The 26208-nt window shown below is 66.2% G+C and carries 21 protein-coding genes; 7 read left to right on the top strand and 14 right to left on the bottom strand.

The window, feature by feature from the left end; all coding sequences use genetic code 11:
• Positions 1–206 precede the first annotated feature (206 nt).
• The gene (gene guaB, locus ACE10W_RS17175) at positions 207–1700 is read right to left on the bottom strand and encodes an IMP dehydrogenase (protein ID WP_304552838.1); all 1494 of its coding nucleotides are present in this window, start codon (positions 1698–1700) and stop codon (positions 207–209) included.
• 407 nt (positions 1701–2107) lie between these two features.
• Here guaB and ACE10W_RS17170 point away from each other — a divergent pair, with 407 nt between their 5' ends.
• The gene (locus tag ACE10W_RS17170; RefSeq protein ID WP_304552836.1) at positions 2108–3598 is read left to right on the top strand and encodes an MFS transporter; all 1491 of its coding nucleotides are present in this window, start codon (positions 2108–2110) and stop codon (positions 3596–3598) included.
• Positions 3599–3751: 153 nt separating this feature from the next.
• Here the strand turns inward: ACE10W_RS17170 and ACE10W_RS17165 are convergent, their stop codons facing one another.
• Together ACE10W_RS17165 and ACE10W_RS17160 are read right to left on the bottom strand one after the other, a co-directional pair.
• Positions 3752–4438, bottom strand: coding sequence for an RlmE family RNA methyltransferase (locus tag ACE10W_RS17165; protein WP_304552834.1), 687 nt, complete (start codon positions 4436–4438; stop codon positions 3752–3754).
• Position 4439: 1 nt separating this feature from the next.
• Positions 4440–5513 (bottom strand): Ppx/GppA phosphatase family protein, encoded by a 1074-nt coding sequence (locus ACE10W_RS17160; protein WP_011086746.1) that lies wholly within the window; start codon positions 5511–5513, stop codon positions 4440–4442.
• 213 nt (positions 5514–5726) lie between these two features.
• On the opposite strand from ACE10W_RS17160, the gene ACE10W_RS17155 reads away from it, so the two are divergent.
• Entirely contained in the window at positions 5727–8099 is a 2373-nt protein-coding gene (locus ACE10W_RS17155) for a xanthine dehydrogenase family protein molybdopterin-binding subunit (RefSeq protein ID WP_304552831.1), read from the top strand.
• Positions 8100–8199: 100 nt separating this feature from the next.
• Here the strand turns inward: ACE10W_RS17155 and ACE10W_RS17150 are convergent, their stop codons facing one another.
• Positions 8200–9000 (bottom strand): hypothetical protein, encoded by an 801-nt coding sequence (locus ACE10W_RS17150; protein ID WP_304552829.1) that lies wholly within the window; start codon positions 8998–9000, stop codon positions 8200–8202.
• A 106-nt stretch (positions 9001–9106) separates the two neighbouring features.
• Here ACE10W_RS17150 and ACE10W_RS17145 point away from each other — a divergent pair, with 106 nt between their 5' ends.
• From ACE10W_RS17145 to ACE10W_RS17135, 3 genes are all read left to right on the top strand, one after another.
• Entirely contained in the window at positions 9107–9610 is a 504-nt protein-coding gene (locus tag ACE10W_RS17145; RefSeq protein ID WP_304552827.1) for a YaiI/YqxD family protein, read from the top strand.
• 2 nt (positions 9611–9612) lie between these two features.
• Positions 9613–11424: an ABC-F family ATP-binding cassette domain-containing protein gene (locus ACE10W_RS17140; RefSeq protein WP_304552826.1), complete on the top strand. Its 1812-nt coding sequence runs from the start codon at positions 9613–9615 to the stop codon at positions 11422–11424.
• 112 nt (positions 11425–11536) lie between these two features.
• Entirely contained in the window at positions 11537–12616 is a 1080-nt protein-coding gene (locus tag ACE10W_RS17135) for a D-TA family PLP-dependent enzyme (RefSeq protein WP_304552824.1), read from the top strand.
• Here the strand turns inward: ACE10W_RS17135 and ACE10W_RS17130 are convergent.
• Positions 12613–13515, bottom strand: coding sequence for a LysR family transcriptional regulator (locus ACE10W_RS17130; RefSeq protein ID WP_304552823.1), 903 nt, complete (start codon positions 13513–13515; stop codon positions 12613–12615). The genes ACE10W_RS17135 and ACE10W_RS17130 overlap by 4 nt on opposite strands.
• A gap of 92 nt (positions 13516–13607) precedes the next feature.
• Between ACE10W_RS17130 and ACE10W_RS17125 the strand changes: the two genes are divergently transcribed.
• Positions 13608–14825, top strand: a complete 1218-nt coding sequence (locus tag ACE10W_RS17125) for an MFS transporter (RefSeq protein ID WP_304552821.1) — start codon at positions 13608–13610, stop codon at positions 14823–14825.
• A 30-nt stretch (positions 14826–14855) separates the two neighbouring features.
• Here ACE10W_RS17125 and ACE10W_RS17120 read toward each other — a convergent pair whose 3' ends face one another.
• The 8 genes from ACE10W_RS17120 to ACE10W_RS17085 form a co-directional block, all read right to left on the bottom strand.
• Complete coding sequence (locus ACE10W_RS17120) at positions 14856–16034, bottom strand: TIGR03862 family flavoprotein (RefSeq protein WP_375762762.1); 1179 nt, start codon at positions 16032–16034, stop codon at positions 14856–14858.
• A gap of 199 nt (positions 16035–16233) precedes the next feature.
• Entirely contained in the window at positions 16234–17151 is a 918-nt protein-coding gene (locus ACE10W_RS17115) for an SDR family NAD(P)-dependent oxidoreductase (protein ID WP_011086737.1), read from the bottom strand.
• 144 nt (positions 17152–17295) lie between these two features.
• On the bottom strand, positions 17296–17775 hold the full coding sequence (locus tag ACE10W_RS17110) for a MaoC family dehydratase (protein WP_011086736.1): 480 nt from the start codon (positions 17773–17775) through the stop codon (positions 17296–17298).
• 132 nt (positions 17776–17907) lie between these two features.
• Complete coding sequence (locus ACE10W_RS17105) at positions 17908–19626, bottom strand: AMP-binding protein (RefSeq protein WP_304552814.1); 1719 nt, start codon at positions 19624–19626, stop codon at positions 17908–17910.
• A gap of 132 nt (positions 19627–19758) precedes the next feature.
• Complete coding sequence (gene mmsB, locus ACE10W_RS17100; protein ID WP_271556619.1) at positions 19759–20646, bottom strand: 3-hydroxyisobutyrate dehydrogenase; 888 nt, start codon at positions 20644–20646, stop codon at positions 19759–19761.
• A 27-nt stretch (positions 20647–20673) separates the two neighbouring features.
• Entirely contained in the window at positions 20674–21741 is a 1068-nt protein-coding gene (locus tag ACE10W_RS17095; RefSeq protein WP_304552809.1) for an enoyl-CoA hydratase/isomerase family protein, read from the bottom strand.
• On the bottom strand, positions 21738–22883 hold the full coding sequence (locus tag ACE10W_RS17090; RefSeq protein ID WP_304552807.1) for an isobutyryl-CoA dehydrogenase: 1146 nt from the start codon (positions 22881–22883) through the stop codon (positions 21738–21740). Before ACE10W_RS17090 ends, ACE10W_RS17095 begins: the two co-directional genes overlap by 4 nt.
• Positions 22884–22905: 22 nt before the next feature.
• Positions 22906–24402, bottom strand: a complete 1497-nt coding sequence (locus ACE10W_RS17085) for a CoA-acylating methylmalonate-semialdehyde dehydrogenase (RefSeq protein WP_027543112.1) — start codon at positions 24400–24402, stop codon at positions 22906–22908.
• Between the two features lie 101 nt (positions 24403–24503).
• Here ACE10W_RS17085 and ACE10W_RS17080 point away from each other — a divergent pair, with 101 nt between their 5' ends.
• The gene (locus tag ACE10W_RS17080; RefSeq protein ID WP_060911635.1) at positions 24504–25412 is read left to right on the top strand and encodes a LysR family transcriptional regulator; all 909 of its coding nucleotides are present in this window, start codon (positions 24504–24506) and stop codon (positions 25410–25412) included.
• A 112-nt stretch (positions 25413–25524) separates the two neighbouring features.
• On the opposite strand, the gene ACE10W_RS17075 is transcribed toward ACE10W_RS17080, so the two are convergent.
• Positions 25525–26145, bottom strand: a complete 621-nt coding sequence (locus tag ACE10W_RS17075) for a TetR/AcrR family transcriptional regulator (protein ID WP_028170985.1) — start codon at positions 26143–26145, stop codon at positions 25525–25527.
• Positions 26146–26208 lie beyond the last annotated feature (63 nt).

Raw genomic sequence — 26208 nt, 5'->3', positions numbered from 1 at the left:
GCGGGCGATCCAGTAGTCCAGGGGCGGCTGTGATTGAACCGAGAAGCCGCGGCGTACTGGATTCCCCGCCTTCGCGGGGAATGACACCGTCGTTGAGGCGAGCGCGCAAACCACTCATTGTCATTCCGGGGCGATGCGAAGCATCGAACCCGGAATCTCGAGATTCCGGGTTGCGCTTCGCGCCCCCGAAATGACGGCAGAGGCGACTAACCCCCGCCCGGATAGTTCGGGCTCTCGCGGGTGATCGTGACGTCGTGGACGTGGCTTTCGCGCAGGCCTGCACCGGTGATGCGGACGAACTGCGCCTTGTCGTGCAGCTCCTTCATGTTCTTTGCGCCGACATAGCCCATCGCGGCGCGCAGGCCGCCGGCGAGCTGGTGCATGACGTGGCCGACCGCGCCCTTGTAGGGTACCTGGCCCTCGATGCCTTCAGGCACGAGCTTGAGCGTGTCCTTGATGTCCTGCTGGAAATATCGGTCCGCCGAGCCGCGCGCCATTGCGCCGACCGAGCCCATGCCACGATAAGCCTTGTAGGAACGGCCCTGCCACAGGAAGACTTCGCCGGGCGTCTCGTCGGTGCCGGCGAGCAGCGAGCCGACCATGGCGATGTCGGCACCGGCGGCGAGCGCCTTGGCGAGGTCGCCGGAGAACTTGATGCCGCCATCGGCGATGACGGGAATGTCGGCCTTCTTTGCAGCCTCCACCGCATCCATGATCGCGGTGAGCTGGGGAACGCCGACGCCGGCGACGATGCGGGTGGTGCAGATCGAGCCGGGGCCGATGCCGACCTTGATGCAGTCCGCGCCAGCATCGATCAGCGCCTGCGCGCCTTCGGAGGTCGCGACGTTGCCGGCGACGACCTGCACAGAGTTGGACAGACGCTTGATGCGGTTCACTGCGTGCAGCACGTGGCGCGAATGGCCGTGCGCGGTGTCGACGACGACAAGGTCGACGCCGGCGTCGATCAGCCGCTCGGTGCGCTCGAAGCCGGTGTCGCCGACGGTGGTGGCGGCGGCAACGCGAAGGCGGCCCTGCGCATCCTTGCAGGCGAGCGGATGGGCGACCGCCTTTTCCATGTCCTTCACGGTGACGAGGCCGACGCAGCGATATTGCTCGTCGACCACGAGCAATTTCTCGATGCGATGCTGGTGCAGCATCCGCCGCGCCTCGTCCTGGCTGACATTCTCGCGCACCGTGACGAGGCCTTCATGCGTCATCAGCTCGGAGACTTTTTGCCTGCGGTCGGTGGCGAACCGCACGTCGCGGTTGGTGAGGATGCCGACCAGCTTGCCCGGCGTGGACTTGCCCGCGCCGGTGACGACGGGAATGCCGGAGATGCCGTGATCGCTCATCAGCTTGAGCGCATCGTCGAGCGTCGCCTCGGGGCTGATGGTGAGCGGGTTCACCACCATGCCCGACTCGTAGCGCTTGACCTGGCGCACCTGGGCGGCCTGCCCTTCGGGATCGAAATTGCGGTGGATGACGCCGAGGCCGCCGGCCTGCGCCATGGCGATCGCCATGCGGGCCTCGGTGACGGTGTCCATGGCGGAGGCCATGATCGGGATGTTGAGCGGAATGGCGCGGGTGACGCGGGAGCGGATGTCGACCTCGCCCGGCATGACGTCCGAGAGGCCTGGCTTCAACAGCACGTCGTCGAACGTAAGGGCTTCGCGGATGCCTTGAACTTGCACCGTGGCCATCTGCCAACTCCTTCCTGCGGCCCTGCCGCAAATAGCTATGGATGAGCGCCGCCCTCGGCGTACCTTGCGGCATCGCCGGAGAATCGGAGCCCATCGGTGGGGTTGACGCGGGTCGATAGCACGGCCGCGTGACGAATCAAAGCAAATCGAGCCGCTGGCCAGCCATGCACAGGCTTTTTACCCAAATTCAGCGGGGATAGCCGGGCGGCGGCGACCCCTCGTCATTCCGGGGCGCGACCAAGGGCGCGCCCCGGAATGACGAGGGAGCGAGTGCAACCGCCGTCGAGGGTCACATGGTTATTACCCAGGATTTAGGTGCCATGCGTTGATCCGCAATGGTCGCCGCCGGGCGGCGGTGTTAAGCCGCAAGCCTCGCCCTTCCTTCCGATTTTCGTTACCAATCCGTCATGGTCGACAAGCAACGCGTCATTCCGCTGATCGTGGCCACTGCTCTCTTTATGGAGAACATGGACTCGACGGTGATCGCCACCTCGCTGCCGGCGATCGCGGCCGACATCGGCACCAGTCCGCTGACGCTGAAGCTCGCGATCACCTCCTATCTGCTGTCGCTCGCGGTGTTCATCCCGGCGAGCGGCTGGACCGCGGACCGGTTCGGCGCGCGGATGGTGTTCGCGATCGCGGTCGGCGTCTTCATGGTCGGCTCGGTCGGCTGCGCGCTCTCGACCTCGGTCACCGATTTCGTCTTCGCGCGCATCCTCCAGGGCATGGGCGGGGCGATGATGACGCCGGTCGGGCGCCTCGTGCTGCTGCGCTCGGTGGACAAGAGCGCGCTGGTCAATGCGATGGCCTGGGTGACGGTCCCTGCCCTTATAGGCCCTGTGATCGGCCCGCCGCTCGGCGGTTTCATCACGACCTACGCGTCCTGGCACTGGATCTTCCTGATCAACATCCCGATAGGGCTGCTCGGCATCTTCATGGCCCTGCGCTTCATCGATCCCATCAAGAGCGAGGAACGCGAGCCGTTCGACCTCTACGGCATGGTGCTCGCGGGGATCGGGCTCGCCGGCATCGCCTTCGGCCTGTCGGTGGCCGGCCTCAACCTGCTGCCCTGGAGCACGGTCGCCGCGCTGATCGCCGGCGGCGCGATCTCGATGACGCTTTATGTCATTCACGCCCGGCGCACGGGATCGCCGGTGCTGGACTTTTCGCTGCTGAACCTGCCGACGCTGCGCGCGGCCGTGCTCGGCGGATTCCTGTTCCGGCTCGGCATCGGGGCGCTACCGTTCCTGCTGCCGCTCCTGATGCAGATCGGCTTCGGGCTGTCGCCGTTCCACTCCGGCCTCGTCACCTTTGCCTCCTCGCTCGGCGCCATGGGCATGAAGACGCTGGCGGCGCGGATCATCCGCACCTTCGGCTTCCGCAATCTGATGACGGTGAACGCGATCGTCAGCGCGTTCTTTCTCGGCGTCTGCGCGCTGTTCACGGTGACGACGCCGCTGCTGATCATCATGGTGATCCTGGTGGTCGGCGGCTTCTTCCGCTCGCTCGAGTTCACCGCGATCAACACGGTGGCCTATGCCGAGGTCGAGACTGGGCAGATGAGCCGCGCCACCACGCTCGTCAGCGTCAACCAGCAGCTTGCGGTCTCTGCCGGCGTCGCCGTCGGCGCAGCGTCCGTCGAGACGACGATGTGGCTCAGCCATGTCAGCGAGCTCAACGCCACCGTGTTCGCGCCGGCCTTCGTCGTGGTCGCGCTGACCTCGGCGGCGTCGAGCTGGTTCTTCTGGCAGATGCCCGCTGATGCCGGCCACGAGATCTCCGGCCGCAAGGCGACCGAAATCGCGAGCCGCAAGGGCGCCGGCAAGGGCGCGGCCAAGGCCGCCGTGAAGGCAGCGACGGAGGATACGCAGGACGTGCGCGACCAGCGGCTGGGGTAAAAAACGCGCTCCGTCATTCCGGGGTGATGCCACGGGACCGCGCAAGCGCGGCCCGGAGCATCGAGCCCGGAATCCATTGTCCCGCAAGAGTCCCGGGAGAAATGGATTCCGGGCTCGCCTCTTCGAGGCGCCCCGGAATGACGGAGTTCGTTGCTACGCCTTCGCCCCGCCGCGAAACCCGGTCGCCAGCACGTAACGTTCCGACGAATCCTGCCGGCTCGCCGCCGGCTTCACATGGCGCACGGTGGCGAAGTCGCGCTTGAGTTGGGCGAGCAGATCGGCATCGGCGCCGCTCTGGAACGTCTTGGCGAGGAAGGTGCCACCGGGCTTGAGCACGTCGCACGCAAACGCCGCCGCGGTCTCGATCAGGCCGACGATGCGGAGCTGGTCGGTCTTGCGGTGACCGGTGGTGTTGGCGGCCATGTCGGACATCACGACATCGGCGCCGCCCCCCAGCATCGTGGTGAGCTTGCTAGGGGCGTCGTTGTCCATGAAGTCGAGCTGCGCGAACTCGACGCCGGCAATCTCGGGCATCTCCAAAAGGTCGATCGCAACGACCTTGCCCTTGCCGTCCACCGAGCCGACGCGCTTGGCGGCGATCTGACTCCAGCCGCCCGGCGCGGCACCAAGATCGACCACGGCCATGCCGTGCTTCAGCAGCCGAAACTTGTCGTCGATCTCGAGCAGCTTGAATGCCGCGCGCGAGCGATAACCCGCCGCCTTGGCCTTCGCCACATAGGGATCGTTGAGCTGCCGTTCCAGCCACAGCTTCGATGACAATTTACGCTTGCCGCCGGTCTTGACCTGGACGTGCAAGCGGCCGGTGGTGTCCTTGGCCATCTCACCAGCTCCTGAGCGCGCCGTCCTCGCGCATCATCTCGACCAGCATGCCTTCGCGCAGGCCGCGGTCGGCGACGCGCAGGCGCGGCAGCGGAAAGGCGCGGCGGATCGCGTCGAGGATGGCGCAGCCCGCAAGCACGAGATCGGCGCGCTCGACGCTGATGCAGCTGTTGTTCGCGCGCTCCTCGTAGCTCATGCCGAGCAGCTTGTTGATGGTCGCGGTGATGTCGGAATCGTTCATCCAGATGCTGTCGATGCGGCGGCGGTCGTAGCGCGCGAGATTGAGATGGATGCCGGCGAGCGTCGTCACCGTGCCTGAGGTGCCGAGCAAGTGCATGTCGGCGAGATCGACGCCGTGCTGTTCGGCGAACGGCGCAACGTGGTGTGCGACCTCCCGCTCCATCGCGTCGTAGATCTCCGGCGTCACGTCGCGGCCGCCGAACTGCTCGGCGAGCGTGACCACGCCGAACGGGATCGACATCCAGGCCTTGATGCGCGGCTCCGGATTTTCCGGATCGCGCTCGATCCGCACCAGCTCGGTCGAGCCGCCGCCGATGTCGAACAGGATCGCGCCGCGCCCCCTGGGGTCAACCAGCGGCGAGCAGCCGAGCACGGCGAGCGAGGCCTCGGTCTCGCGGTCGATCACCTCGAGCTCGATGCCGGTCTCGGCCGCGACGCGGCTGCGAAAGCCCTCAGCGTTCGAGGCCGCGCGGCAGGCTTCGGTCGCGATCAGCCGCAGCCGGCGCGCTTTCCGCAAGTTGATCTTGTCGCGGCAGATGCTGAGCGCCGCGATGGCGCGCTCAATCGCGGCCTCGCTGATGGAGCCGGTCGCCGAGACCCCCTCGCCGAGCCGGATGATGCGCGAGAAGGAATCGACCACGCGAAAGCCGTCGCTGGTCGGACTGGCGATCAGGAGCCTGCAATTGTTGGTTCCGAGGTCCAGCGCCGCGTAGACGCCGGTTCCCGGCGCTTGCGCGGCGACGGCCGGTTCAGTGGCCAACGCCACCGCCGCCATCGACCCCTCGAGCTCACCGTGCGGCCCATGGCCGTCGCGGAGCCGCGTGTGGTCATTCATACAAACTGTCTTTCCGCGGCCCGCTGAGGCCGAGCTGGAATTGCTTTTTCGCCTGAAACATTAGCAGCGCGGCAGGCCTGCGCAACAACGCATCACATGGCACCATGCCCATTCGTGCGTTGTCGTGAACGGGACCGTGGGTTATTTTTGAGGGGTCCGGCCCCCCCAAGCGCCCCCCAAAACGCGCAATTGCCGGCTTTTCAGGTCAATTCCATGCAAGAACACACCAAATCGTCCACGCTCGAAAACGCTATTGCACTGCAAAAATACGGCGTCGGGCAGCCCGTCCGCCGCAAGGAGGACGACACGCTGGTGCGCGGCAAGGGCCGCTACACCGACGATTTCAACCTGCCCGGCCAGGCCTACGCCGTGGTGGTCCGCTCGACCCACGCCCATGGAATCATCCGTGGCATCGGCCTCGATGCCGCCAAGGCGATGCCGGGCGTGCTGGGGGTCTGGACCGGGACGGACCTCGATGCCGCCGGCTACGGCCCCTTCACCTGCGGCCTGCCGCTGAAGAGCCGTGACGGCTCGCCCCTGCTCCAGACCAACCGCCAGCCGCTGGCGACCGACAAGGTTCGCTTCGTCGGCGATCCCGTCGCCTTCGTGGTGGCCGACACGCTGGCCCAGGCGCGCGATGCGGCCGAGGCGGTCGAGCTCGATATCGAGCCGCTGCCGGCGGTGACCGACCCCGAGGAGGCCGCCAAGCCCGGCGCGCCGCAGCTCTACGACCACATCCCGAACAACGTCGCGCTCGACTACCATTATGGCGACATGGAGCAGGTGAACGCGGCCTTCGCCAGCGCCGCCCACGTCACCAAGATCGACATCGAGAACACCCGCGTCGCCGTGGTCTCGATGGAGCCGCGCGTCGGGCTCGCCTCCTACGACAAGAAGGCCGAGCGCTACACGCTCCAGGTTCCGACGCAGGGTGTCGCGGGCAACCGCGCCAACCTCGCCAAGAACCTGAAAGTGCCGAACGAGAAGGTGCGCATTCTCACCGCCAATGTCGGCGGCTCCTTCGGCATGAAGAACATCAACTACCCCGAATACATGTGCATCCTGTACGCGGCCAAGGCGCTGGGACGGCCGGTGAAGTGGCTGGACGAGCGTTCGACCAGCTTCCTGTCCGACAGCCACGGCCGCGCGCAAAAAATCCATGCCGAGCTCGCGCTCGACGCCGAGGGGCATTTCCTCGCGGCCAAGCTCGAAGGCTATGGCAATCTCGGCGCCTACATCACCGGCGTTGCGCCGGGCCCGCTCTCGCTCAACACCGGCAAGAACTTCTCCAGCGTCTACCGCACCCCGCTGATGGGCATCGACATCAAGACGGTGCTGACCAATACCACGCTGATGGGCGCCTATCGCGGCGCCGGCCGGCCCGAGGCGAACTACTACATGGAGCGGCTGATCGACCGCGCCGCCGACGAGATGGGCATCAACCGGCTGACGATGCGCAAGCGCAACTTCATCAAGCCGAACCAGATGCCGTTCCCGGCGTCCTCCGGCGTCACCTATGACAGCGGCGACTTCCAGGCCGTCTTCAACAAGGCGCTCGAAATCTCCGACCACGAGAATTTCGCCAAGCGCAAGAAGGAGAGCAAGAAGGCCGGCAAGCTGCGCGGCATCGCCGTCGGCTCCTATCTCGAGGTCACCGCGCCGCCGAGCCCCGAGCTCGGCAAGATCGTGTTCGATCCTGACGGCAGCGTGCAGCTCATCACCGGCACGCTCGACTACGGCCAGGGCCATGCCACTCCATTCGCGCAGGTTCTGTGCGAGCAGCTCGGCGTGCCCTTCGAGAGCGTCAAGCTCGTGCAGGGCGACAGCGACATCGTCCACGCCGGCAACGGCACCGGCGGCTCGCGCTCGATCACCGCGAGCGGCATGGCGATCGTGGGAGCCGCCAAGCTCGTGATCGAGAAGGGCAAGCGCGCCGCCGCGCACATGCTGGAGGCGTCCGAAGCCGACATCGAGTTCGAAGGCGGTAGCTTCACCATCGCCGGCACCGACCGCAGCATCGACATCATGGAGCTCGCCAAGAAGCTGCATGACGGCAAGGTGCCGGACGGCGTGCCTGATAGCCTCGACGTCGATCACACCAGCGAGCCGGTGCCCTCTGCCTTCCCGAACGGCTGCCACGTCGCCGAGGTCGAGATCGATCCCGATACCGGCGTGGTGCAGATCGTGCGCTACAGCGCGGTGAACGATTTCGGCACGGTGATCAACCCGCTGCTGGTCGCAGGCCAGCTCCATGGCGGCGTCGTCCAGGGCATTGGACAGGCGCTGATGGAGCACGTCCGCTACGACGAGAGCGGCCAGCCGATCACGGGCTCGCTGATGGACTACGCCCTCCCCCGCGCCGAGGACGTGCCGTTCATGACGGTCGGCGATCACCCGGTGCCGGCCACGACCAATCCGCTCGGCAGCAAGGGCTGCGGCGAAGCCGGCTGCGCCGGCAGCCTGTCGACCGTGGTGAACGCCGTGCTCGATGCGCTCTCCGACCACGGCATCAAGCACATCGACATGCCGCTGACGCCGGAGCGCGTGTGGCGTGCGATCCAGGATGCGAAGGGCAAGGCGGCGTAGGAGTTGTTTGTCGTTCCGGGGCGATGCGAAGCATCGAACCCGGAACCTCGAGATTCCGGGTTCGGTCCTGCGGACCGCCCCGGAATGACGACGCTGGATGTTACGCCGCAGCCTCCTCGCGCGGCTGGTAGATCGCGGTGTGCTGGCAATGCGCCAGCGGTGTCGTGCCGTTGGCGACGACCAGCGCGTCGAGCTCGACGAAGCGGTGGCCCTTCTTCTCGTAGTTCGCGGTGACCTTGGCCCGCGCAACGATCTCGTCGCCGGCACGCGCGGGCGACAGCAGCTGCATGCGGCTGCCGACGTGGATCCACGGGCCCAAAATGGTATTGTCGACGAGGACGCGATTCATCACGCGCTGGATCAGGCCGGGATGGCCGAGCCCCTCTCGCGCGAAGATCGGATCGGTTTCCCTGATATCGGCGAGATAGTCCGCGGCGGCCTGCCCGATCCATCGGCGCGGCTCTGTGCCAAGCCATTTGCCGGTCCCGAACGTCGCCGGGCTGACCGGCTTGCGCTCGGCGACCGCGGGGACCGCGCGATAGTCGCTCAAATCCACCGCAGGCGCAGCCGCCGGCAGCGAAGCCGTCCCGGTGGCGCAGAGCTCGGTACGGCTGAACACCTCGACCGTGAGCAGGCCATTGTGCTCGGTCGCATCGACATCGGCCGTCTCGCCGTCATAGACCGGCTTGATGAAGCGGGCCTCCACCAGTCCGCGGGTGAGGAAATCGCGGCCCCAGCGCGCCAGCGGCACATGCATCATGTAGGCGAAGACATCGACGCCGGGCACCAGCCCGCCTGAGAAGCCGAAGCGGCGCGCCACCTTGTCGTCATGCATCTTGTTTTCGGATTGTTTGGCGGTGTTGTAGGCCTCGACGCGGTAGGTTTCGAGCCGGTTCGGCATGGCTGGACGTCCCCAAAATTCCCGTTGTTTCGGGCCAATCGTAGGCCCCGGGGAACACCGGTCAATCCCCTCGCCTTTGCGGCCCGAATGGGGTACCACCCCGCGAATGACTGACACGCCCACCCGCATCTATGTCGACGCCGACGCCTGTCCGGTGAAGGACGAGATCTACCGCGTCGCGCTCCGGCACAGCGTGCCCGTGAGCGTGGTGGCCGGCAACTTCATTCGCGTGCCGCAGGACCCCTTGATCGAGCGCATCGCGGCGGGAGCCGGCATGGATGCCGCCGATGACTGGATCGCCGAACGCGCCAGGCCCGGCGACGTCGTCGTCACCTCCGACATTCCGCTCGCCAGCCGCTGCGTGAAGGCGGGCGCCGACGTGATCGCGCCGAACGGCAAACCGTTCACCGAAGAGTCGATCGGGATGACGCTGGCGGTACGCAATCTCATGACGGATCTGCGCTCGGCCGGCGAAGTCACCGGCGGCCCGCGATCGTTCGCGCCGCGCGACCGTTCGACGTTCCTCTCGGCGCTCGACCAGACGCTGCGCCGGATCCAGCGGCGCCGCATTGATGCGGCCGCAACCAGCCAGAATTCAAGTCAGGGCTGACGATGGCGCCGCCGCTGATCCAACTCAAGGACATCAAGCTGACGTTTGGCGGCACGCCGCTCTTGAACGGCGTCGAGCTCAACGTTGCGACTGGCGAGCGGGTCTGTCTGATCGGCCGCAACGGCTCCGGCAAATCGACATTGCTGAGAATCGCGGCTGGCCTGGTCGAGCCCGACGGCGGCACACGCTTCGTGCAGCCGGGCGCCACGATCCGCTATCTGCCGCAGGAGCCTGACTTCGGCGACCACAAGACTACGCTCGCCTATGTCGAGGCGGGGCTTGCGCCCGGCGACGACCAGCATCAGGCGCGCTATCTCCTCGAGCAGCTCGGGCTGACCGGCGACGAGAACCCGCACAACCTCTCCGGCGGCGAAGCTCGCCGCGCGGCGCTCGCGTGTGTGCTTGCGCCCTCGCCCGACATCCTGCTGCTGGACGAGCCGACCAACCATCTCGATCTCTCCACCATCGAGTGGCTGGAGCAGGAGCTCGACAGCCGCCGCAGCGCGCTGGTGCTGATCAGCCACGACCGCCGCTTCCTCACCAACCTCTCGCGCTCGACCGCCTGGCTCGACCGCGGCCGGATCAAGCAGATCGACCGCGGTTTTGCCTCGTTCGAAGCCTGGCGCGACGAGGTGCTGGCGGAAGAAGAGCGCGACCAGCACAAGCTCGACCGCAAGATCGTCGACGAGGAGCACTGGCTGCGCCACGGCGTCTCCGGCCGGCGCAAGCGCAACGTCAAGCGGCTTGCCAATCTGCACACGCTGCGCGACCAGCGCCGCAACTATCGCGGCACCGCCGGCAGCGCCAATCTCGCAGCCGCCGAGGCTGAGCAGTCCGGCAAGCTGGTGATCGAAGCCAAGGGCATCACCAAGGCCTATGGCGAGCGCAAGATCGTCGACAATTTCTCCACTCGCATCCAGCGCGGCGACCGGCTCGGCATCATCGGGCCGAACGGCGCCGGCAAGACCACGCTGGTCAATCTGCTCACCGGCGGCATGCAGCCTGACAGCGGCACCGTGCGGCTCGGGGCCAATCTGGAGATGGCAACCCTCGACCAGCACCGTGAAAGCCTCGACCCCAAATCGACGCTGGCGGAGGCGCTGACCGGCGGCCGCGGCGACCAGATCATGGTCGGCGGTAAGCCGAAGCATGTCGTCGGCTACATGAAGGACTTTCTGTTCGCGCAGGAGCAGCGCGGCACGCCGCTGGAAGTGCTCTCGGGCGGCGAACGCGGCCGGCTGATGCTGGCGCGCGCACTGGCCAAGCCCTCGAACCTGCTGGTGCTGGACGAGCCGACCAACGATCTCGACCTCGAAACGCTGGACGTCCTCGAGGACATGCTCGGCGACTACGAGGGCACCGTCATCCTGATCAGCCATGACCGCGACTTCCTCGACCGCGTCGTCACCTCCGTGATCGCGCCTGAGGGCAACGGCAAATGGATCGAATACGCCGGCGGTTACAGCGACATGCTGGCGCAGCGCGGCGCGGACTTGAAGCGCGAGACGGCGAAGGCGCAAGCCCCCGCGGAGAAGAAAGAGGAGCGGATCGCTATTCCCGCTGCCGCGCCAAAGCGGCGATTGAGCTTCAACGAGAAGCACGCGCTGGAAACACTTCCGAAGAAGATGGAGACGTTGCAGGCCGACATCGCCAAGCTGCAACGCGTGCTCGACGATCCCAACCTCTACACCAAGGATCGCAAGACATTCGACGACACCTCCGCCGCCATCGCCAAGGCGCATGACGAATTGTCCGCCGCCGAAGAGCGCTGGCTCGAACTGGAAATGCTCCGCGAAGAAATCGAACAGGCTTGAACCGTAGGATGGGTAGAGCGAAGCGAAACCCATCGACACTTGCCCGGTTGCTGCAAATGATGGGTTTCGCTGCGCTCTACCCATCCTACAGGACCGAATATAGAGACATCACATGACCACTCCTCTCGCCGCCAAGATCGCCCGTGAATACGGCACCCCCTGCGCCGTCATCGACATGGACAAGGTCGAGCGCAACATCGCGCGGATCCAGAAGGCCTGCGATGACGCCGGAATCGCCAATCGTCCCCACATCAAGACGCACAAGAACCCAACGATTGCGAAGATGCAGATCGCGGCCGGCGCCAAGGGCATCACCTGCCAGAAGCTCGGCGAGGCGGAGATCATGGCCAATGCCGGCATCGACGACATCCTGATCAGCTACAATCTGCTCGGCGAAGAGAAGATGGCGCGGCTCGGCGCGCTTCAGGCGAAGGCGAACATGACGGTTGCCGCCGACAATTCGACCGTGGTTGCCGGTTTGCCCAAGGCGGCCGCAGCATCAGGCCGTCCGCTCTCGGTGGTGGTCGAATGCGATACCGGTCGCAAGCGCGCCGGCGTCGAGACGCCGGCCGAGGCGATTGCGCTGGCGCGCGAGATCGCCGGGTCCAAGGGGCTCGAATTCGCCGGCTTCATGCTCTATCCGACCGAGACCGGCTGGGCGGACGCGCAGAAATTCTATGACGAGGCGCTGGCCGGCGTGCGCGCGCACGGGCTGGATGCGAAGATCGTCTCCACCGGCGGCACGCCGAACCTCGTCAACATCGGCAAGCTCAAGGGCGGCACCGAGCATCGCTTCGGCACTTATATCTACAACGACCGCATGCAGGTCGCGGCCGGCTCCGCCACCTGGGACGACTGCGCGCTGCACATCTATTCGACCGTGGTGAGCCGCGCCGCGCCGGAGCGCGGCATTCTGGACGCCGGCTCGAAGACGCTGACGACGGACACCGGCGGGCTGGACGGCCACGGCCTGATCCTGGAGCACCCCGAAGCCAAGATCGCGCGCTTTGCCGAAGAGCACGGCTTCCTCGACCTCTCCCGCAGCAACACGCGCCCGAACGTCGGCGACGTCGTGCGGATCATTCCCAATCATGTCTGCGTCGTCGTCAACATGATGGACGAGGTGGTGATGGTGCGCGGCGATGAGATCATCGGCACGCTGCCGGTGGCGGCGCGGGGGAAGCTGCGCTAACTCCCGATCATCGCCTGGAGCTCCCGGTCCAGTCCATCGCGGAACAGCTTGATCGGCCGCTCCAGACGGCCGGCGGGCGCACGATGGACTATCCAGGCGCGCACGGCGGGTTTGAAGTCGCGCGCCACCACCGGCTTGAGCTTGTCGCGAAACGCGCTGCGTTTCAGGGCGATCGGAGTGACCAGCCCGACGCCGAGGCCGCGCGACACCAGCGACAGGCGGAGCTCGCTGTCCAGCGCCTCCACGGCGATGCTGAACGGCAGATGCTCGGCGTCGAATTTTCGTTTCAGCGAGTCGCGAAAGCCGCAACCGTCCTGGTTGATCACCCACGACAGCTGCGACAGCCGTTCAAGATCGACGATGCGCGGGATCTTCATGTCGCGCGCAACGACGAACACGACGGGCTGCGCGCCGAGATCGTCGGCGGCGAGATCGGAAGGCGGGACCGCGCCGTCGGGCAGACAGATCGCGGCCGCATCGAGCTCGTTGCGGCAGACACGTTCGAGCTGGTTCGGCGACCAGCCGGAGACGACACGCACGGCCAGCGCGGGAAATTCGGCACGCACCGCGTCGAGCGGTCCGGTCAGCCCCGCCTCCGAGAGGAACGGCGTCAGGCCGAGCCGGAATTCGCCGCGCACCATGCCGTCATTGGCGACCCCTGATTTGAGATCGTCCAGCATCCGGAGCAGGCGCCGGCCCTGCTCATACGCTTCATGGCCCGCCGCGGTCGGTTTCAGCGGCTTGGAGAGCCGGTCCAGAAGCTTCGCCCCCAGCATCTCCTCGAGGTTCTGGATACGCCGCGTCACGCCGGGCTGCGTGAGATTGAGGCGCGCCGAGGCCGCCACGATCGATCCGGTCTCGACCACCGCAACAAACGCGACAAGGTCATGGGTATTCATAACTAACTCGCATATTCTTTATAGGCTTATTTGAATTGTAGCATATTAGACCCGCGGCTTAAAGGGACCTGCACTGAGCCCCGCGAGGTCCCATGACGATTTCCGAAACCCCCACGCTTGCGTCGCGAAACCAGCTCGCCGAACGGCCCCTGATCTGGCTTGGCGCCATCACTGCCGGTGTCGTCGTCACCAACCTGTTCGCGCCGCAGATCCTGCTCGGGCAGATCGGGCGCTCCTTGTCCATGCCGGCGTGGCAGGCGGGCCTGATCAGCACGTTGACGCTGCTCGGCTATGCCCTCGGCCTGTTGCTGCTGGTGCCACTGGTCGATCTCGTCGAAAACCGGCGCGTCATCCTGCGCACGCTCGGCTGCGCTATCCTTGCCGCGCTCGCCACGGCGTTTGCGCCGAAGCCGTTCCTGCTCTTGCTTGGCACCTTCGCCCTCGGCGCCTCCTGCGCGGCGATTCAGATGATGGTTCCACTGGTTGCGTCCATGGTGGCGCCGGAGCGGCGCGGACAGGCCATCGGCGAGGTGATGAGCGGATTGATGATCGGCATTCTGCTGTCGCGGCCTGCGGCGAGCCTGATCGCCGATCTCTGGAGCTGGCGCGCCTACTACGTCGTCTCCGCCGCCCTGATGGCGCTGCTGGCCGGCGCGCTCGGCCGCTACCTTCCAGCCCTGCAATCGCCGGCGCGCGCAAGCTACGGCGAATTGCTGCGCTCATTTCCCAGGCTGCTGCGCGAAGAGCCCGTGCTGCGCGTGCGCGCCTGGACCGCATCGCTGGTCATGGCCTCCTTCACCGCCTTCTGGTCGGCGGTCGCGCTGCGACTGCCGGAGGCGCCGTTCGGCCTCGATGCCAAGGGAATTGCCGCTTTCGCGCTGATTGGCGTCGTCGGCGCCGCCGCGACGCCGATGGCCGGCCGGTGGGGGGACAAGGGATGGGCACGCTCGATGTTTGTTGCGGCCCATCTGCTCATCATCGGCTCGCTCGCGCTCTGCGCCTGGGCCGGCGCGCTGGAGTCCCGCATTGCCGCCCTCCTCGTGCTCAGTCTGGGCACCATCCTGCTCGATGTCGGCATCACCACCGACCAGACGCTCGGCCGCCGGGCAATCAACCTGTTGCGGCCCGAGGCACGCGGCCGCATCAACGGCCTGTTCGTCGCGCTGTTCTTCATCGGCGGCGGTGTCGGTGCCGCCGCGGCATCGCTGGCATGGACCCTCGGCGGCTGGACGATGGTCTGCGCGGTGGCGGCGGGTTTTGGGGTGCTCGGCCTGGTCACGGATCTCGTCAGCCGGACGGGGACGTCATGAGCGCCTCTATCAGCGAGCCTCGACAGGGTTCTATGAGCGCTTCAGGCACCCCAGCACACCCCTGCCCGCGGCAGCGCCGGTCGCGAACGACGCCTGCAGCAGATAGCCGCCGGTCGGCGCCTCCCAGTCCAGCATTTCGCCGGCGGCGAACACGCCCGGCAACTTGCGGATCATGAAGTCCGCGTCGAGCTCGTCAAACGAAAGGCCGCCTGCAGTCGAGATCGCGCGATCGATCGGGGCAACGCCGGTGAGCTGAACCGGAATTGCGTTGATCAGGTGTGCGAGCTCGGCCGGCGAGAACGATGCCAGCGGCCGGCCGGATGCGATCGCGGCCTCCTGCATCAGGCCGATCCCGACCGGCGATACTTGCGCGGCCTTGCGCAGGAAGTTTGCGAGCGATTGCTTGCCGCGCGTACCTGACAGGCGCGTGGTCAGCGCGGCGGCGGCGAGGTCGGGCCGCAGTGCGATGGTCAGCGTCGCCTGCCCGATCCCCAGCACCGCCTCGCGCAACTCCGCCGACAGCGCGTAGATCGCGCCGCCTTCGATGCCGCTGCGGGTGATCATCGCTTCGCCGCGCACCGTGTGTGCACCGATCGTCAGCGCCACGCCCTTCAGCGGCTGGCCCTCGAAACGGTCACGGAACAATTCGGACCAGGCGACGGTGAAGCCGGAATTGGCCGGCCGCAGCTTTGAGATGGCAATGCCGTTGGCCGCAAGGATATCGACCCAGCCGCCGTCCGACCCGAGCCGCGGCCAGCTTGCGCCGCCGAGCGCAAGCACCGTGGCATCGGCCGCAACGACGGAGGTGCCGCTCCGGGTTTGAAACAACAGCCGCCCTTCCCCATCCCACCCGGTCCAGCGATGGCGAAAGGCGAACCGTACGCCGCTGGCGTCCAGTCGCCGTAGCCACGCGCGCAGCAACGGAGACGCTTTGAATGCCTTCGGAAACACGCGGCCGCTGGTGCCGACAAAGGTCGGCTCGCCCAGCGCCGCGCTCCAGGCGCGCAGCGCGTCGGGTGGAAACGCTTCGATCGCGGCCTGCAGCTTCGCCGCCGCCTCGCGATAGCGCGGCATGAACTGCGGCAGCGGCTCGCTATGGGTGAGATTGAGCCCGCCGCGGCCGGCCATCAGGAATTTGCGGCCGGCGGATGGCATCGCGTCGTAGACGGTGACGCGCGCGCCACCTTGCGCCAGCACCTCGGCCGCCATCAGCCCGGCGGGACCTGCACCAATGATGGCGACGTGGGATTCGGGTGCGGTCATGGCGGGAGTTTAGGCCAGATTCTAGCGCCCAGCTCGTCATTCCGGGGCGCGCCTTCTTGGGCGCGAACCCGGAATCCATTAGACGGCGAATTCTGAGGCACGATGGATTCCGGGTTCGCGCTGCGCGCGCCCCGGCATGACGGCCTCAAAGCTTGATGCCGGCCCTGGCCGCGGCCTGCGCAACATACTTCTGCGTCTGCTCGAAGGCGCCCTGCAAAGCCTTCGCCTTCGACATGTCGCTGATCTCGGCGAAATGCGCGGCGACCGCGTCCGGCGTCCATTCGGACTCCGGCAGGTTGATGCCTTCGCTCTCGACAATCTTGATCACGGCGAAGGAGCCGGCGCCGGCGCCCATGATGGTGCGGGTGGGCGCATCCTCGCTCAGCATGTATTCGACCGCCGGCGTGATCGCGTTCGGCTTCATCAGTTGCAGCGCCTGCGGCGGCAGCAGCTCTTCGGTCATGCGGGTCGCCGCGGTCGGCGAGATGATGTTGACGCGGATGTTGGTCTTGCGGCCCTCTTCCGCCAGCACGTTCATCAGGCCGACCATGCCGGACTTCGCCGCGCCGTAATTGGCCTGGCCGAAATTGCCGTAAAGGCCGGAGGACGACGTGGTCAGCACGATGCGGCCGTAGTTGCGGTCGCGCATGCCGGCCCAGGCCGCCTTGCAGCAGTAGAAGGTGCCGACGAGGTGCACGTCGAGCACCTTCTGGAAATCGGCCGCCTCCATCTTGCCGAACGACTTGTCGCGCAGGATGCCGGCATTGGCGCACAAGAGGTCGACGCTGCCCCATTCCTTTGTGGCGCGCTCGACCATCGCGGTGACCTGCTCGAAGTTCGAGACGTCGGCACCGTCGGCCATCGCGGTGCCACCGGCTTTGCGGATCTCCTCGACCACGGCTTCCGCCGGCGACAGCGAGCCGCCGGTGCCGTCGCGCGCACCGCCGAAATCGTTGACCACGACCTTCGCGCCGCGGCTGGCCAGTCCCAGCGCATGCGCCCGTCCGAGGCCATTGCCCGCGCCGGTGACGATGGCGACGCGTCCGTCAAACCTGATTGCCATTGTGCTTCCTTTCTTCCTTCTCCCCTCGTGGGAGAAGGTGGCGCGAAGCCACCCTCTCCCACAGGGGGAGTGGGTAAGAGCGCTCCGCGAGAGATCGGACAGCTTTTGAGCAGCGTTGAAGGACCGGGTCAAGCCCGGCCAGACCTACGCGAAATAGATCAGGCCCAGCCACTCGGCGACCAGCGCCGGCTTGTCCTCGCCCTCGATCTCGACAGTGACATTGGTGCGGGACTGCAGCTCGTTCGGCTTGCGCAGCTTGGCTTCCGCCAGCACGAAACGGCCACGGACGCGCTTTCCCGAGCGCACCGGCGAGATGAAGCGCAGCTTGTCGAAGCCGTAATTGACGCCCATCGTGGTGCCGGCGATGACCGGCATCACCTCATAGGACATGATCGACAGCAGCGACATGGTCAGGAAGCCGTGCGCGATGGTGGTGCCGAACGCGGTCTCCTTCTTTGCCCGTTCAGGGTCGACGTGGATGAACTGGTGATCCTCGATCACGTCGGCATAGGTATCGATGCGGGGCTGGTCGATCAGGTGCCATGACGACACGCCGATCTCCTTGCCGACCATGGCCTGATAGGCGTCCAGCGTAATCGGCGGCTTCTTCCAGACTTCGTTCATTGATAGCTCCAGATGGCGTCATTCCGGGGCGATGCGCAGCATCGAGCCCGGAATCCATTGTGCCACAGAGCTTGTCGCCGAATGGATTCCGGGTTCGCGCTCCGCGCGCCCCGGAATGACGAAGGTGTCCACTTAACTCTCGCCCCGGGTTTTCGGCAACTCCGGAAAATCCTCCTCGCGGAATTCCCGGCCACGCAGCGGATCGCCCCGATCATCGTCGCGCTCGAGACGTCGTAGCTGCACGCGGCGGATTTTGCCAGAGATCGTCTTCGGCAGCTCGGTGACGATTTCAAGGCGGCGGATGCGCTTGAACGGCGCAAGGCGGGTGTGCAGGTGCTTGAAGATCGAAAGCGCCGTCTCCGGTGTTCGCTCCGACCCCGAAGTCAGCAGCACGAACGCCTTGGGGATTGCCAGCCGGATCGGATCCGGGCTGGGCACCACGGCAGCCTCGGCGACGAGTTCATGCTCGAGCAACACGCTTTCCAGCTCGAACGGACTGATGCGGTAATCGGACGATTTGAACACGTCGTCGGAGCGGCCGACGAAGGTGAGATAACCATCTTCGTCTTCGAACACGACGTCGCCGCTGCGATAGAGTGCGCCCTCGGCACCCGAGAGCTTGCCGTCGTCGCCCTGATAGCCCTGCATCAGGCCGGCGGGACGGTTCGCCCCGAGCACCAGCGTCACCTCGCCTTCCTTCGCCGGGTTGCCGTCGGCATCGCTGACCTGCACGCGATAGCCCGGCAGCGGGCGGCCCATCGAGCCGACCTTGATGTTTTGCCCCGGCGAGTTGCCGGCAAGCGCGGTGGTCTCCGTCTGGCCGTAGCCGTCGCGGATGGTAAGGCCCCAGGCCGCCTGCACCTGGTCGATCACCTCGGGATTGAGCGGCTCGCCGGCGCCGCAGACCTCGCGCAACGTGACCTTGAACGAGGCAAGGTTCTCCTGGATGAACAGCCGCCACACCGTCGGCGGCGCGCACAGCGTGGTGACGCCGCAGCGGCCGATGGTGGCGAGCAGCGCCTTCGCGTCGAAGCGCGGCTGGTTCACCACGAACACGGTGGCGCCCGCGTTCCACGGCGCGAAGAAGCAGCTCCAGGCGTGCTTGGCCCAGCCGGGCGATGAGATGTTGAGATGGACGTCGCCGGGCTTCAGCCCGATCCAGTACATGGTGGAGAGATGGCCGACGGGATAGCTGCGCTGGCTATGCAGCACCAGCTTCGGCTTTGCCGTGGTGCCCGAGGTGAAATAGAGCAGCATCGGGTCGTCGGCGTGGGTGGGGCCGTCGGGCACGAAGCTGTCCGGAGCCTCTGCCGCTTCATCGTAAGCGAGCCAGCCATCGGAGGCCGCGCCGACCACGATGCGGACGACATTCTCTGCACCGAGGCTCGCGAACTTCGCGACCTGATCCTGCGCGGCCACCACGGCCTTCGCCTTGCCGCGATCGAGCCGGTCGCGCAGCTCGTCGGCGGTGAGCAGCGTGGTGGCGGGGATGACGACGACGCCGAGCTTCATCGCAGCGAGCATGGTCTCCCACAGCGGAACCACATTGCCGAGCAGCAGCAGAAGATGGTCGCCACGCCTCAGGCCCTGCGCTCGGAGGAAGTTGGCGACCTGGTTGGAACGGCGCGACAGCGCCGCGAAGGACAATTTCGTCTGCCGGTCCTGTGCAGCATCGACGATCCAGAGCGCGGGCCGGTCGTTGCTCTCCGCATTCGCCGCCAGCTCGGCGTCGAACCAGTCGAGCGCCCAGTTGAAGGGGGCCGGATCGGGCCAGCGGAAGCCTTTGACCGCCGCCTCGTAATCCGTGCGGTGTTGTAGAAGAAACGCGCGCGCTTCCTGAAATGTCGTCATGGTCCGGGCCCGTCCAATTGACCTGCGAGCGTAGCCCGGATGGAGCGGAGCGCAATCCGGGGCCGGCTACGCAATTGGCAGAAGCTGTCCCGGATTTCGATTCGCTCCATCCGGGCTACGGGCAAAGCCTCGCTATTTTCCAGCGAGGCCGCGAACGTGCTTGATAATTCCGGAAAAATCCACCCCGCCCTGCCCCGCCTTGTCGAAGGCCTGGTAAATCTCCTGCGCATGCTGGCCGAGCGGCGTCGCCGCGCCGGCGGCCTTGGCGGCATCCTGCGCCAGGGTCAGGTCCTTCACCATCAGTGCCGAGGCGAAACCCGGCTTGTAGTCGTTGTTCGCCGGAGAGGTCGGCACCGGGCCCGGAACCGGGCAATAGGTCGTCAGCGACCAGCACTGGCCCGACGAGGTCGAGGCGACGTCGAACAGCGCCTGATGCGAGAGCCCGAGCTTCTCACCCAGTGCGAAGGCCTCGCTGACCGCGATCATGGAAATGCCGAGGATCATGTTGTTGCAGATCTTGGCCGCCTGGCCGGCGCCGGCGCCGCCGCAATGCACGATCTTCTTGCCCATGTTTTCGAGCACGGGCTTTGCCGCGGCGAACGCCTTGTCCTCGCCGCCGCACATGAAGGTGAGCGTCGCCCCCTTGGCGCCGCCGGTGCCGCCGGAGACCGGCGCATCGACCGAGAGCACGCCGTTCTTGGCGGCCAGCGCGTGTGCCTGCCGCGCGCTCTCGACGTCGATCGTGGAGGAATCAATGATCAGCGCGCCCTTGGTCATGACAGGGACGACCTCGTTCCAGACGCCGAGCACATGCTTGCCGGCCGGCAGCATGGTGACGACGACATCGGCGCCCTTCACTGCGCCCGATGCGCTGTCGGCAATGCCGGCGCCATCGGCCTTGGCTTGCGCGCGCGAGGCCTCGACGAGGTCGAACGCGACGACCTTGTGACCGGCCTTGACCAGATTGGCCGCCATCGGGCCGCCCATGTTGCCGAGACCGATGAATGCGATCGTGGCCATTGTCGTTTCCTCCGCTTAAGACTGTTGTTAATTGAACTTGAGTTCGTCGGCGCCAATCTCGGCGAGATACGGCGCAAGCAATTCCGGCGTCACGTCCTCGATCCGCGGCGGCGACCAGATCGGATTGCGGTCCTTGTCGATCACGGCGGCGCGTACGCCCTCGCGGAAATCGTCGCTGCGGAAGACCTCCAGCGCGGCGCGATATTCGCGCACCAGACATTCTTCCAGGCTCGACGCGGCGCGTGCCAGCCGCAGCAGCTTCAGCGTCACCACCATGCCGCGCGGCGATTTTTCGCCAAGCGTCTTCAGTGTCGCCAGAGCGAATTCGGAACCGTCGCGCTTGAGCGCGGCGACGATGTCCTCCATCCGGTCGAAGCCGAACAGCGCATCGATCATCTTCTGCTTCGCCGCGACCGGCCCGGCGGTCTCGCCGGTCGCAAAGCCGTTGATGAGCTTGCCGACCTCGGCCGCGGTTACACCGGAGCGCAGCTTCGTCAGCGCATCCCGCAGCTCCGGCCATTTCGCCGCCGGCACCACCCAATCGGCGAACTTCGCGTGGATCGCGTCCGGCCCGTTCATGGTCTGGCCGGTCAGGCCGAAATAGGTGCCGATCTCGCCCGGCGAGCGCGACAACAAATAAGTGCCGCCGACATCAGGGAAGAAACCGAGCCCGACCTCGGGCATTGCGAGCTTGGTACGATCCGTCACGACGCGGTGGCTCGCATGCGCGGAGAGCCCGACGCCGCCGCCCATCACGATGCCGTCCATGAAGGCGACATAGGGCTTTGGGAACCTCTTGATCCGGGCGTTGAGGATATATTCCTCGCGCCACAGGATCTTGCCGAGGTCGCCATGAACCTTCGAGCTTTCCCAGAGCGTGCGGATGTCGCCGCCGGCACACAGGCCGCGCTCGCCGGCGCCCTCCAGCACGATCACGGCGACGGCCGCATCGGTCTCGAAGCGGTCGAGCGCGGTCTCGATGTCGCGAAACATCTCGAGCGTCACGGCATTGATGGCCTTGGGACGGTTGAGCCTGATGACGCCGGCCGATCCCTCGACGCGGGCGACCAGATCGCCCTCTTCCGCTGCCGTCATCGCGCGCCCTCGATCAGTTTGCGCGCCACGATGAGCCGCATGATTTCATTGGTGCCTTCGAGGATCTGGTGCACGCGCAGATCGCGCACGATCTTCTCGATGCCGTATTCGCTGAGGTAGCCATAGCCGCCGTGAAGCTGGAGCGCCTGGTTGGCGACCTCGAAGCCGACATCGGTGCCGAAGCGCTTGGCCATCGCGCAGAGCATGGTGGCGTCAGGATCCTTGCGGTCGAACGCCGCTGCGGCCCGCCACAGGAACGTGCGCGCGGCCTCGAGTTCGATCGCCATGTCGGCAAGGCGGAATTGCAGCGCCTGGAATTCGTCGAGGCGTTTTCCAAACGCCTTGCGCTCCTTCATGTAGTTGCGCGCCTTGTCGAGCGCGGTCTGCGCGCCACCGAGCGAGCATGCCGTGATGTTGAGACGGCCGCCATCGAGGCCGGCCATCGCGATCTTGAAGCCGACGCCCTCCTCGCTCAGCCGGTTGGCGACCGGCACGCGGGCGTTCTCGAACATGACGGCGCGGGTCGGCTGCGCATTCCAGCCCATCTTGCGCTCGTTGGCACCGAAGGAGACTCCCGGTGTGTTGCCGTCAATGACGAGCGTCGAGATGCCGCCGGGGCCGTCGCCGCCGGTCCTGACCATCGCGACCAAAAGGTCGGTGCCGCCGGCGCCCGAGATGAACTGCTTCTGGCCGTTGAGCACATAATGGTCGCCATCGCGCACCGCGCGGGTGCGCAGCGCCGCCGCATCGGAGCCGGCGCCCGGCTCGGTCAGGCAGTAGCTCGCGATCAGCTCCATGGTGCAGAGCTTCGGCAGCCATTTGTGGCGCTGGGTGTCGCTGCCGTAGGCATCGATCATCCAGGACGCCATGTTGTGGATGGAGATGAAGGCCGACGTGGTCGGACAGCCCGTCGCCAGCGCCTCGAAGATCAGCGCCGCGTCGAACCTGGTCATAGCGGAGCCACCGACATCCTCGCGGATGTAGATACCGCCCATGCCGAGCGTCGCCGCCTCGCGCATCACGTCGACCGGGAAATGCTTCTCCTCGTCCCAGCGCAGCGCGTGCGGCGCGATCTTTTCCGCCGCAAACGCCAACGCCATGTCGCGAACCGCGATCTGATCCTCGTTCAGAGCGAACTGCATGGGTGCCTCGCTCTTGAGAGGATCACTTCATCAGCGGGATCGAGAACTCCGCGCCTTCCTTGACGCCGGACGGCCAGCGCGAGGTCACCGTCTTGGTCTTGGTGTAGAAGCGGACCGAGTCCGGGCCGTGCTGGTTGAGATCGCCGAAGCCGGACTTCTTCCAGCCGCCGAAGGTGTAATAGGCAATCGGCACCGGGATCGGCACGTTGATGCCGACCATGCCGACATTGACCTTGGCCGCGAAGTCGCGCGCCGCGTCGCCGTCGCGGGTGAAGATCGCAACGCCGTTGCCGTAGTCATGTTCGGACGGCAGCGCCAGTGCTTCCTTGTAGTCGTGCGCGCGCACCACGGAGAGCACCGGGCCGAAGATCTCTTCCTTGTAGATCCGCATGTCCTTGGTGACGTTGTCGAACAGCGAACCGCCGAGATAGAAGCCCTTCTCGTAGCCCTGCATCTTGAAGCCGCGGCCGTCGACGGCGAGCGTCGCGCCTTCCTTGATGCCGATGTCGATGTAGCCCTTGACCTTCTCGACCGCCTCGCGCGTCACCAGCGGGCCGTAATCGGCCGACGGATCAATCGAGGTGCCGATCTTGAGGCTCTCGACGCGCGGGATCAGCTTTTCCATCAGGCGGTCGGCGGTGGACTTGCCGACGGGCACCGCGACGGAGACGGCCATGCAGCGCTCGCCGGCCGAGCCGTAGCCGGCGCCGATCAGCGCATCGACCGCCTGGTCCATGTCGGCGTCGGGCATGATGATGGCGTGGTTCTTGGCGCCGCCGAAGCACTGGCAGCGCTTGCCGGTCTGCGCGGCGCGCTCATAGATGTACTGCGCGATCGGCGTGGAGCCGACGAATCCGACGGCCTTGATGTCGGGGTCGTCGAGGATGGCGTCGACCGCTTCCTTGTCGCCGTTGACGACGTTGAGGATGCCGGCCGGCAGGCCCGCTTCCATCATCAGTTCGGCCAGCAGCATCGGCACGCCGGGATCGCGCTCGGACGGCTTGAGGATGAAGGCGTTGCCGCAGGCGATCGCGGGCGCGAACTTCCACATCGGGATCATCGCCGGGAAATTGAACGGCGTGATGCCGGCGACGACGCCGAGCGCCTGGCGCATCGAATAGATGTCGATGCCGGGGCCGGCGCCCTCGGTGTACTCGCCCTTCATCAGATGCGGGATGCCGCAGGCGAACTCGGCGACCTCGAGGCCGCGCTGGATGTCGCCCTTGGCGTCCGGCACGGTCTTGCCGTGCTCGCGGGCCAGCAGCTCGGCGAGCTTGTCGTAGTCGCGCTGGACCAGCTCGACGAATTTCATCATGACGCGGGCGCGGCGCTGCGGGTTGGTCGCGGCCCATTCCGGCTGCGCGGCGCGGGCGTTCTCCACGGCAGCGCGGACCTCGGCCTTGGACGCCAGCGCCACCTTGGCCTGCACGTCACCGGTCATCGGCTCGAAAACGTCGGCGGTGCGGCCCGAGGTACCCTTGACCTCCTTGCCGCCGATGAAATGTCCGATTGAACGCATGGAAATATCTCCTTCAGGCCAGCCTGTTCGCTTTGACAAATCCTATCGACCTGCATTTTATAGGATTCAAGTCTGATATATTGCACCATAGATGTGCGAAAATGCTGGATCAAGGCGCTATCGACTGGGACGACTTTCGCTTCGTGCTGGCCATCGTGCGGGGCGGCTCGGTTTCGGCTGCGGCAAAACAGCTCGGCGTCGACCATGCGACCGTGATCCGTCGCGTCGACAGGCTGGAAAAGCACCTCTCGGCCAAGCTGTTTGACCGGCGCAAGACCGGCTATCTCCTCACCGAGGCCGGCCAGCGCGTCGCCGACAGCGCGGAAGCGATGGAATCGACCATCGTCGCCAACCAGGAGCAGGTCGGCGGCTCCGTGGCGCGGCTGACCGGAACGGTGCGGATCGGTGCGCCCGATGGCTTCGGTACCGCCTTCCTGGCGCCGCGGCTGGCGCCCTTCGCGGACCGGTACCCCGATCTCGATCTGCAACTTGTGGCTACTGCGCGGCTGTTCAGTCTCTCCAAGCGCGAGGCCGACATCGCGATCAGCCTGACCATGCCGAAGGAGGGCCGCATCGTCGGCCGCAAGCTGCTCGACTACCGCCTCGGGCTCTATGCCGCCCCCGCCTATCTCGACCGCTTCCCGCCGATCGTCTCGCGCGAGGTGCTGCCGCAGCACCGCTTTGTCGGCTACATCGAGGAGCTCCTGTTCACGCCGGAGCTCGACTATCTGCCGCAGGTGTCGCCGCGGATTTCCGCCCGCTTCCGCAGCGCCAATCTGATCGCACAGCTCAACGCCACGCTCTCGGGCTTCGGCATCGCGGTGCTGCCGCATTTCATGGCGAGCGACTATCCGCAGCTTGTCGCGGTGCTGCCGGAGGAGATCTCGATCACGCGGACGTTCTGGATGCTGATGCACGCCGACAGCAAGGACCTCGCCCGGATCAGGGCCGTGGCGGACTACATCGGTGAGATCGTGGAGCGCGAGCGGGCGTTGTTTGCGGGGCGGTAAGCACCGATCCCGTAGGGTGGGCAAAGCGAAGCGTGCCCACCATGCCAACTACGATCACGGAGAGACGGTGGGCACGGCGCAAGAGCGCCTTTGCCCACCCTACGGCATCTCGCTAACTCTGCTTCGCCTTCTTCACCGCCGCCACCTTCGGCTCACGCTTCGCACCATCCAGCGCGCTGTCCCTGCCCGCCTTCAGCACCTCGTCCGACAGTTCGCTGGAGCCGGCGATGCGCGCCAGCAGCATGGTGCCGGCCATCGTCGCCAGCGTCGCGATCGCCTGCTTGCGCGCGGCCTTGCGCGGCAGGTTCGGGATGTAGTCGGTCATCATCTCGATCATCTCGTCGAGCTTGCCGGCGAAGGCCTTTCGCGTCTTCGGGCTCTCGCGGGCGATCTCGGCGCCCAGCGCGGGAATCGAGCAGCCATGGCCGGGATTGTCGCGATGCAGCGCGGAGAGATAAGTCTCCGCGATCAGCGCCAGCCGTTTCTCGGGAGAAACCTCGCCACTGATCTTGCGCCAGTGCTCCATCGAGCGGTCCATGGCGTAGGCAAAGGCCTCGATCACCAGCGCCTCGCGGGAATCGAAATGCGCGTAGAAGCCGCCATGGGTCAGGCCCGCCTCCTTCATGAGGTCGGCGACGCCGATGCCGTGCGCACCCTTTTCGCGCAACCGCACGGAGGCCTTCTTCACGATGCGGTCGTGGGTTTCCTGCTTGTGTTCCCGGGAATAGCGCATGCGGGTCTCATTGAATGTCGGAGATCATTTCATAACACAAGAATGGACCGGACGGTGAATTAA

It is taken from the genome of Bradyrhizobium sp. B025, from assembly GCF_042257955.1.
Classification (GTDB): domain Bacteria; phylum Pseudomonadota; class Alphaproteobacteria; order Rhizobiales; family Xanthobacteraceae; genus Bradyrhizobium; species Bradyrhizobium diazoefficiens.
Note: the sequence above shows the minus strand (reverse complement) of the source record. Positions and strands in the feature narration are given on the sequence as shown.

Excerpts from the sequence above, each read along its gene's own strand:
- ACE10W_RS17090 (WP_304552807.1), bottom strand. The coding sequence starts at position 22,883 with ATGCAGTTCGCTCTGAACGAGGATCAGATCGCGGTTCGCGACATGGCG.
- ACE10W_RS17145 (WP_304552827.1), top strand. The coding sequence starts at position 9,107 with ATGACTGACACGCCCACCCGCATCTATGTCGACGCCGACGCCTGTCCG.
- ACE10W_RS17115 (WP_011086737.1), bottom strand. The coding sequence starts at position 17,151 with ATGGCAATCAGGTTTGACGGACGCGTCGCCATCGTCACCGGCGCGGGC.
- ACE10W_RS17170 (WP_304552836.1), top strand. The coding sequence starts at position 2,108 with ATGGTCGACAAGCAACGCGTCATTCCGCTGATCGTGGCCACTGCTCTC.
- ACE10W_RS17160 (WP_011086746.1), bottom strand. The coding sequence starts at position 5,513 with ATGAATGACCACACGCGGCTCCGCGACGGCCATGGGCCGCACGGTGAG.
- ACE10W_RS17150 (WP_304552829.1), bottom strand. The coding sequence starts at position 9,000 with ATGCCGAACCGGCTCGAAACCTACCGCGTCGAGGCCTACAACACCGCC.
- ACE10W_RS17080 (WP_060911635.1), top strand. The coding sequence starts at position 24,504 with ATGCTGGATCAAGGCGCTATCGACTGGGACGACTTTCGCTTCGTGCTG.
- ACE10W_RS17140 (WP_304552826.1), top strand. The coding sequence starts at position 9,613 with ATGGCGCCGCCGCTGATCCAACTCAAGGACATCAAGCTGACGTTTGGC.
- guaB (WP_304552838.1), bottom strand. The coding sequence starts at position 1,700 with ATGGCCACGGTGCAAGTTCAAGGCATCCGCGAAGCCCTTACGTTCGAC.
- ACE10W_RS17110 (WP_011086736.1), bottom strand. The coding sequence starts at position 17,775 with ATGAACGAAGTCTGGAAGAAGCCGCCGATTACGCTGGACGCCTATCAG.
- ACE10W_RS17155 (WP_304552831.1), top strand. The coding sequence starts at position 5,727 with ATGCAAGAACACACCAAATCGTCCACGCTCGAAAACGCTATTGCACTG.
- ACE10W_RS17165 (WP_304552834.1), bottom strand. The coding sequence starts at position 4,438 with ATGGCCAAGGACACCACCGGCCGCTTGCACGTCCAGGTCAAGACCGGC.
- ACE10W_RS17085 (WP_027543112.1), bottom strand. The coding sequence starts at position 24,402 with ATGCGTTCAATCGGACATTTCATCGGCGGCAAGGAGGTCAAGGGTACC.
- ACE10W_RS17125 (WP_304552821.1), top strand. The coding sequence starts at position 13,608 with ATGACGATTTCCGAAACCCCCACGCTTGCGTCGCGAAACCAGCTCGCC.
- ACE10W_RS17105 (WP_304552814.1), bottom strand. The coding sequence starts at position 19,626 with ATGACGACATTTCAGGAAGCGCGCGCGTTTCTTCTACAACACCGCACG.
- mmsB (WP_271556619.1), bottom strand. The coding sequence starts at position 20,646 with ATGGCCACGATCGCATTCATCGGTCTCGGCAACATGGGCGGCCCGATG.
- ACE10W_RS17135 (WP_304552824.1), top strand. The coding sequence starts at position 11,537 with ATGACCACTCCTCTCGCCGCCAAGATCGCCCGTGAATACGGCACCCCC.
- ACE10W_RS17075 (WP_028170985.1), bottom strand. The coding sequence starts at position 26,145 with ATGCGCTATTCCCGGGAACACAAGCAGGAAACCCACGACCGCATCGTG.
- ACE10W_RS17130 (WP_304552823.1), bottom strand. The coding sequence starts at position 13,515 with ATGAATACCCATGACCTTGTCGCGTTTGTTGCGGTGGTCGAGACCGGA.
- ACE10W_RS17095 (WP_304552809.1), bottom strand. The coding sequence starts at position 21,741 with ATGACGGCAGCGGAAGAGGGCGATCTGGTCGCCCGCGTCGAGGGATCG.
- ACE10W_RS17120 (WP_375762762.1), bottom strand. The coding sequence starts at position 16,034 with ATGGCGGCCGAGGTGCTGGCGCAAGGTGGCGCGCGCGTCACCGTCTAC.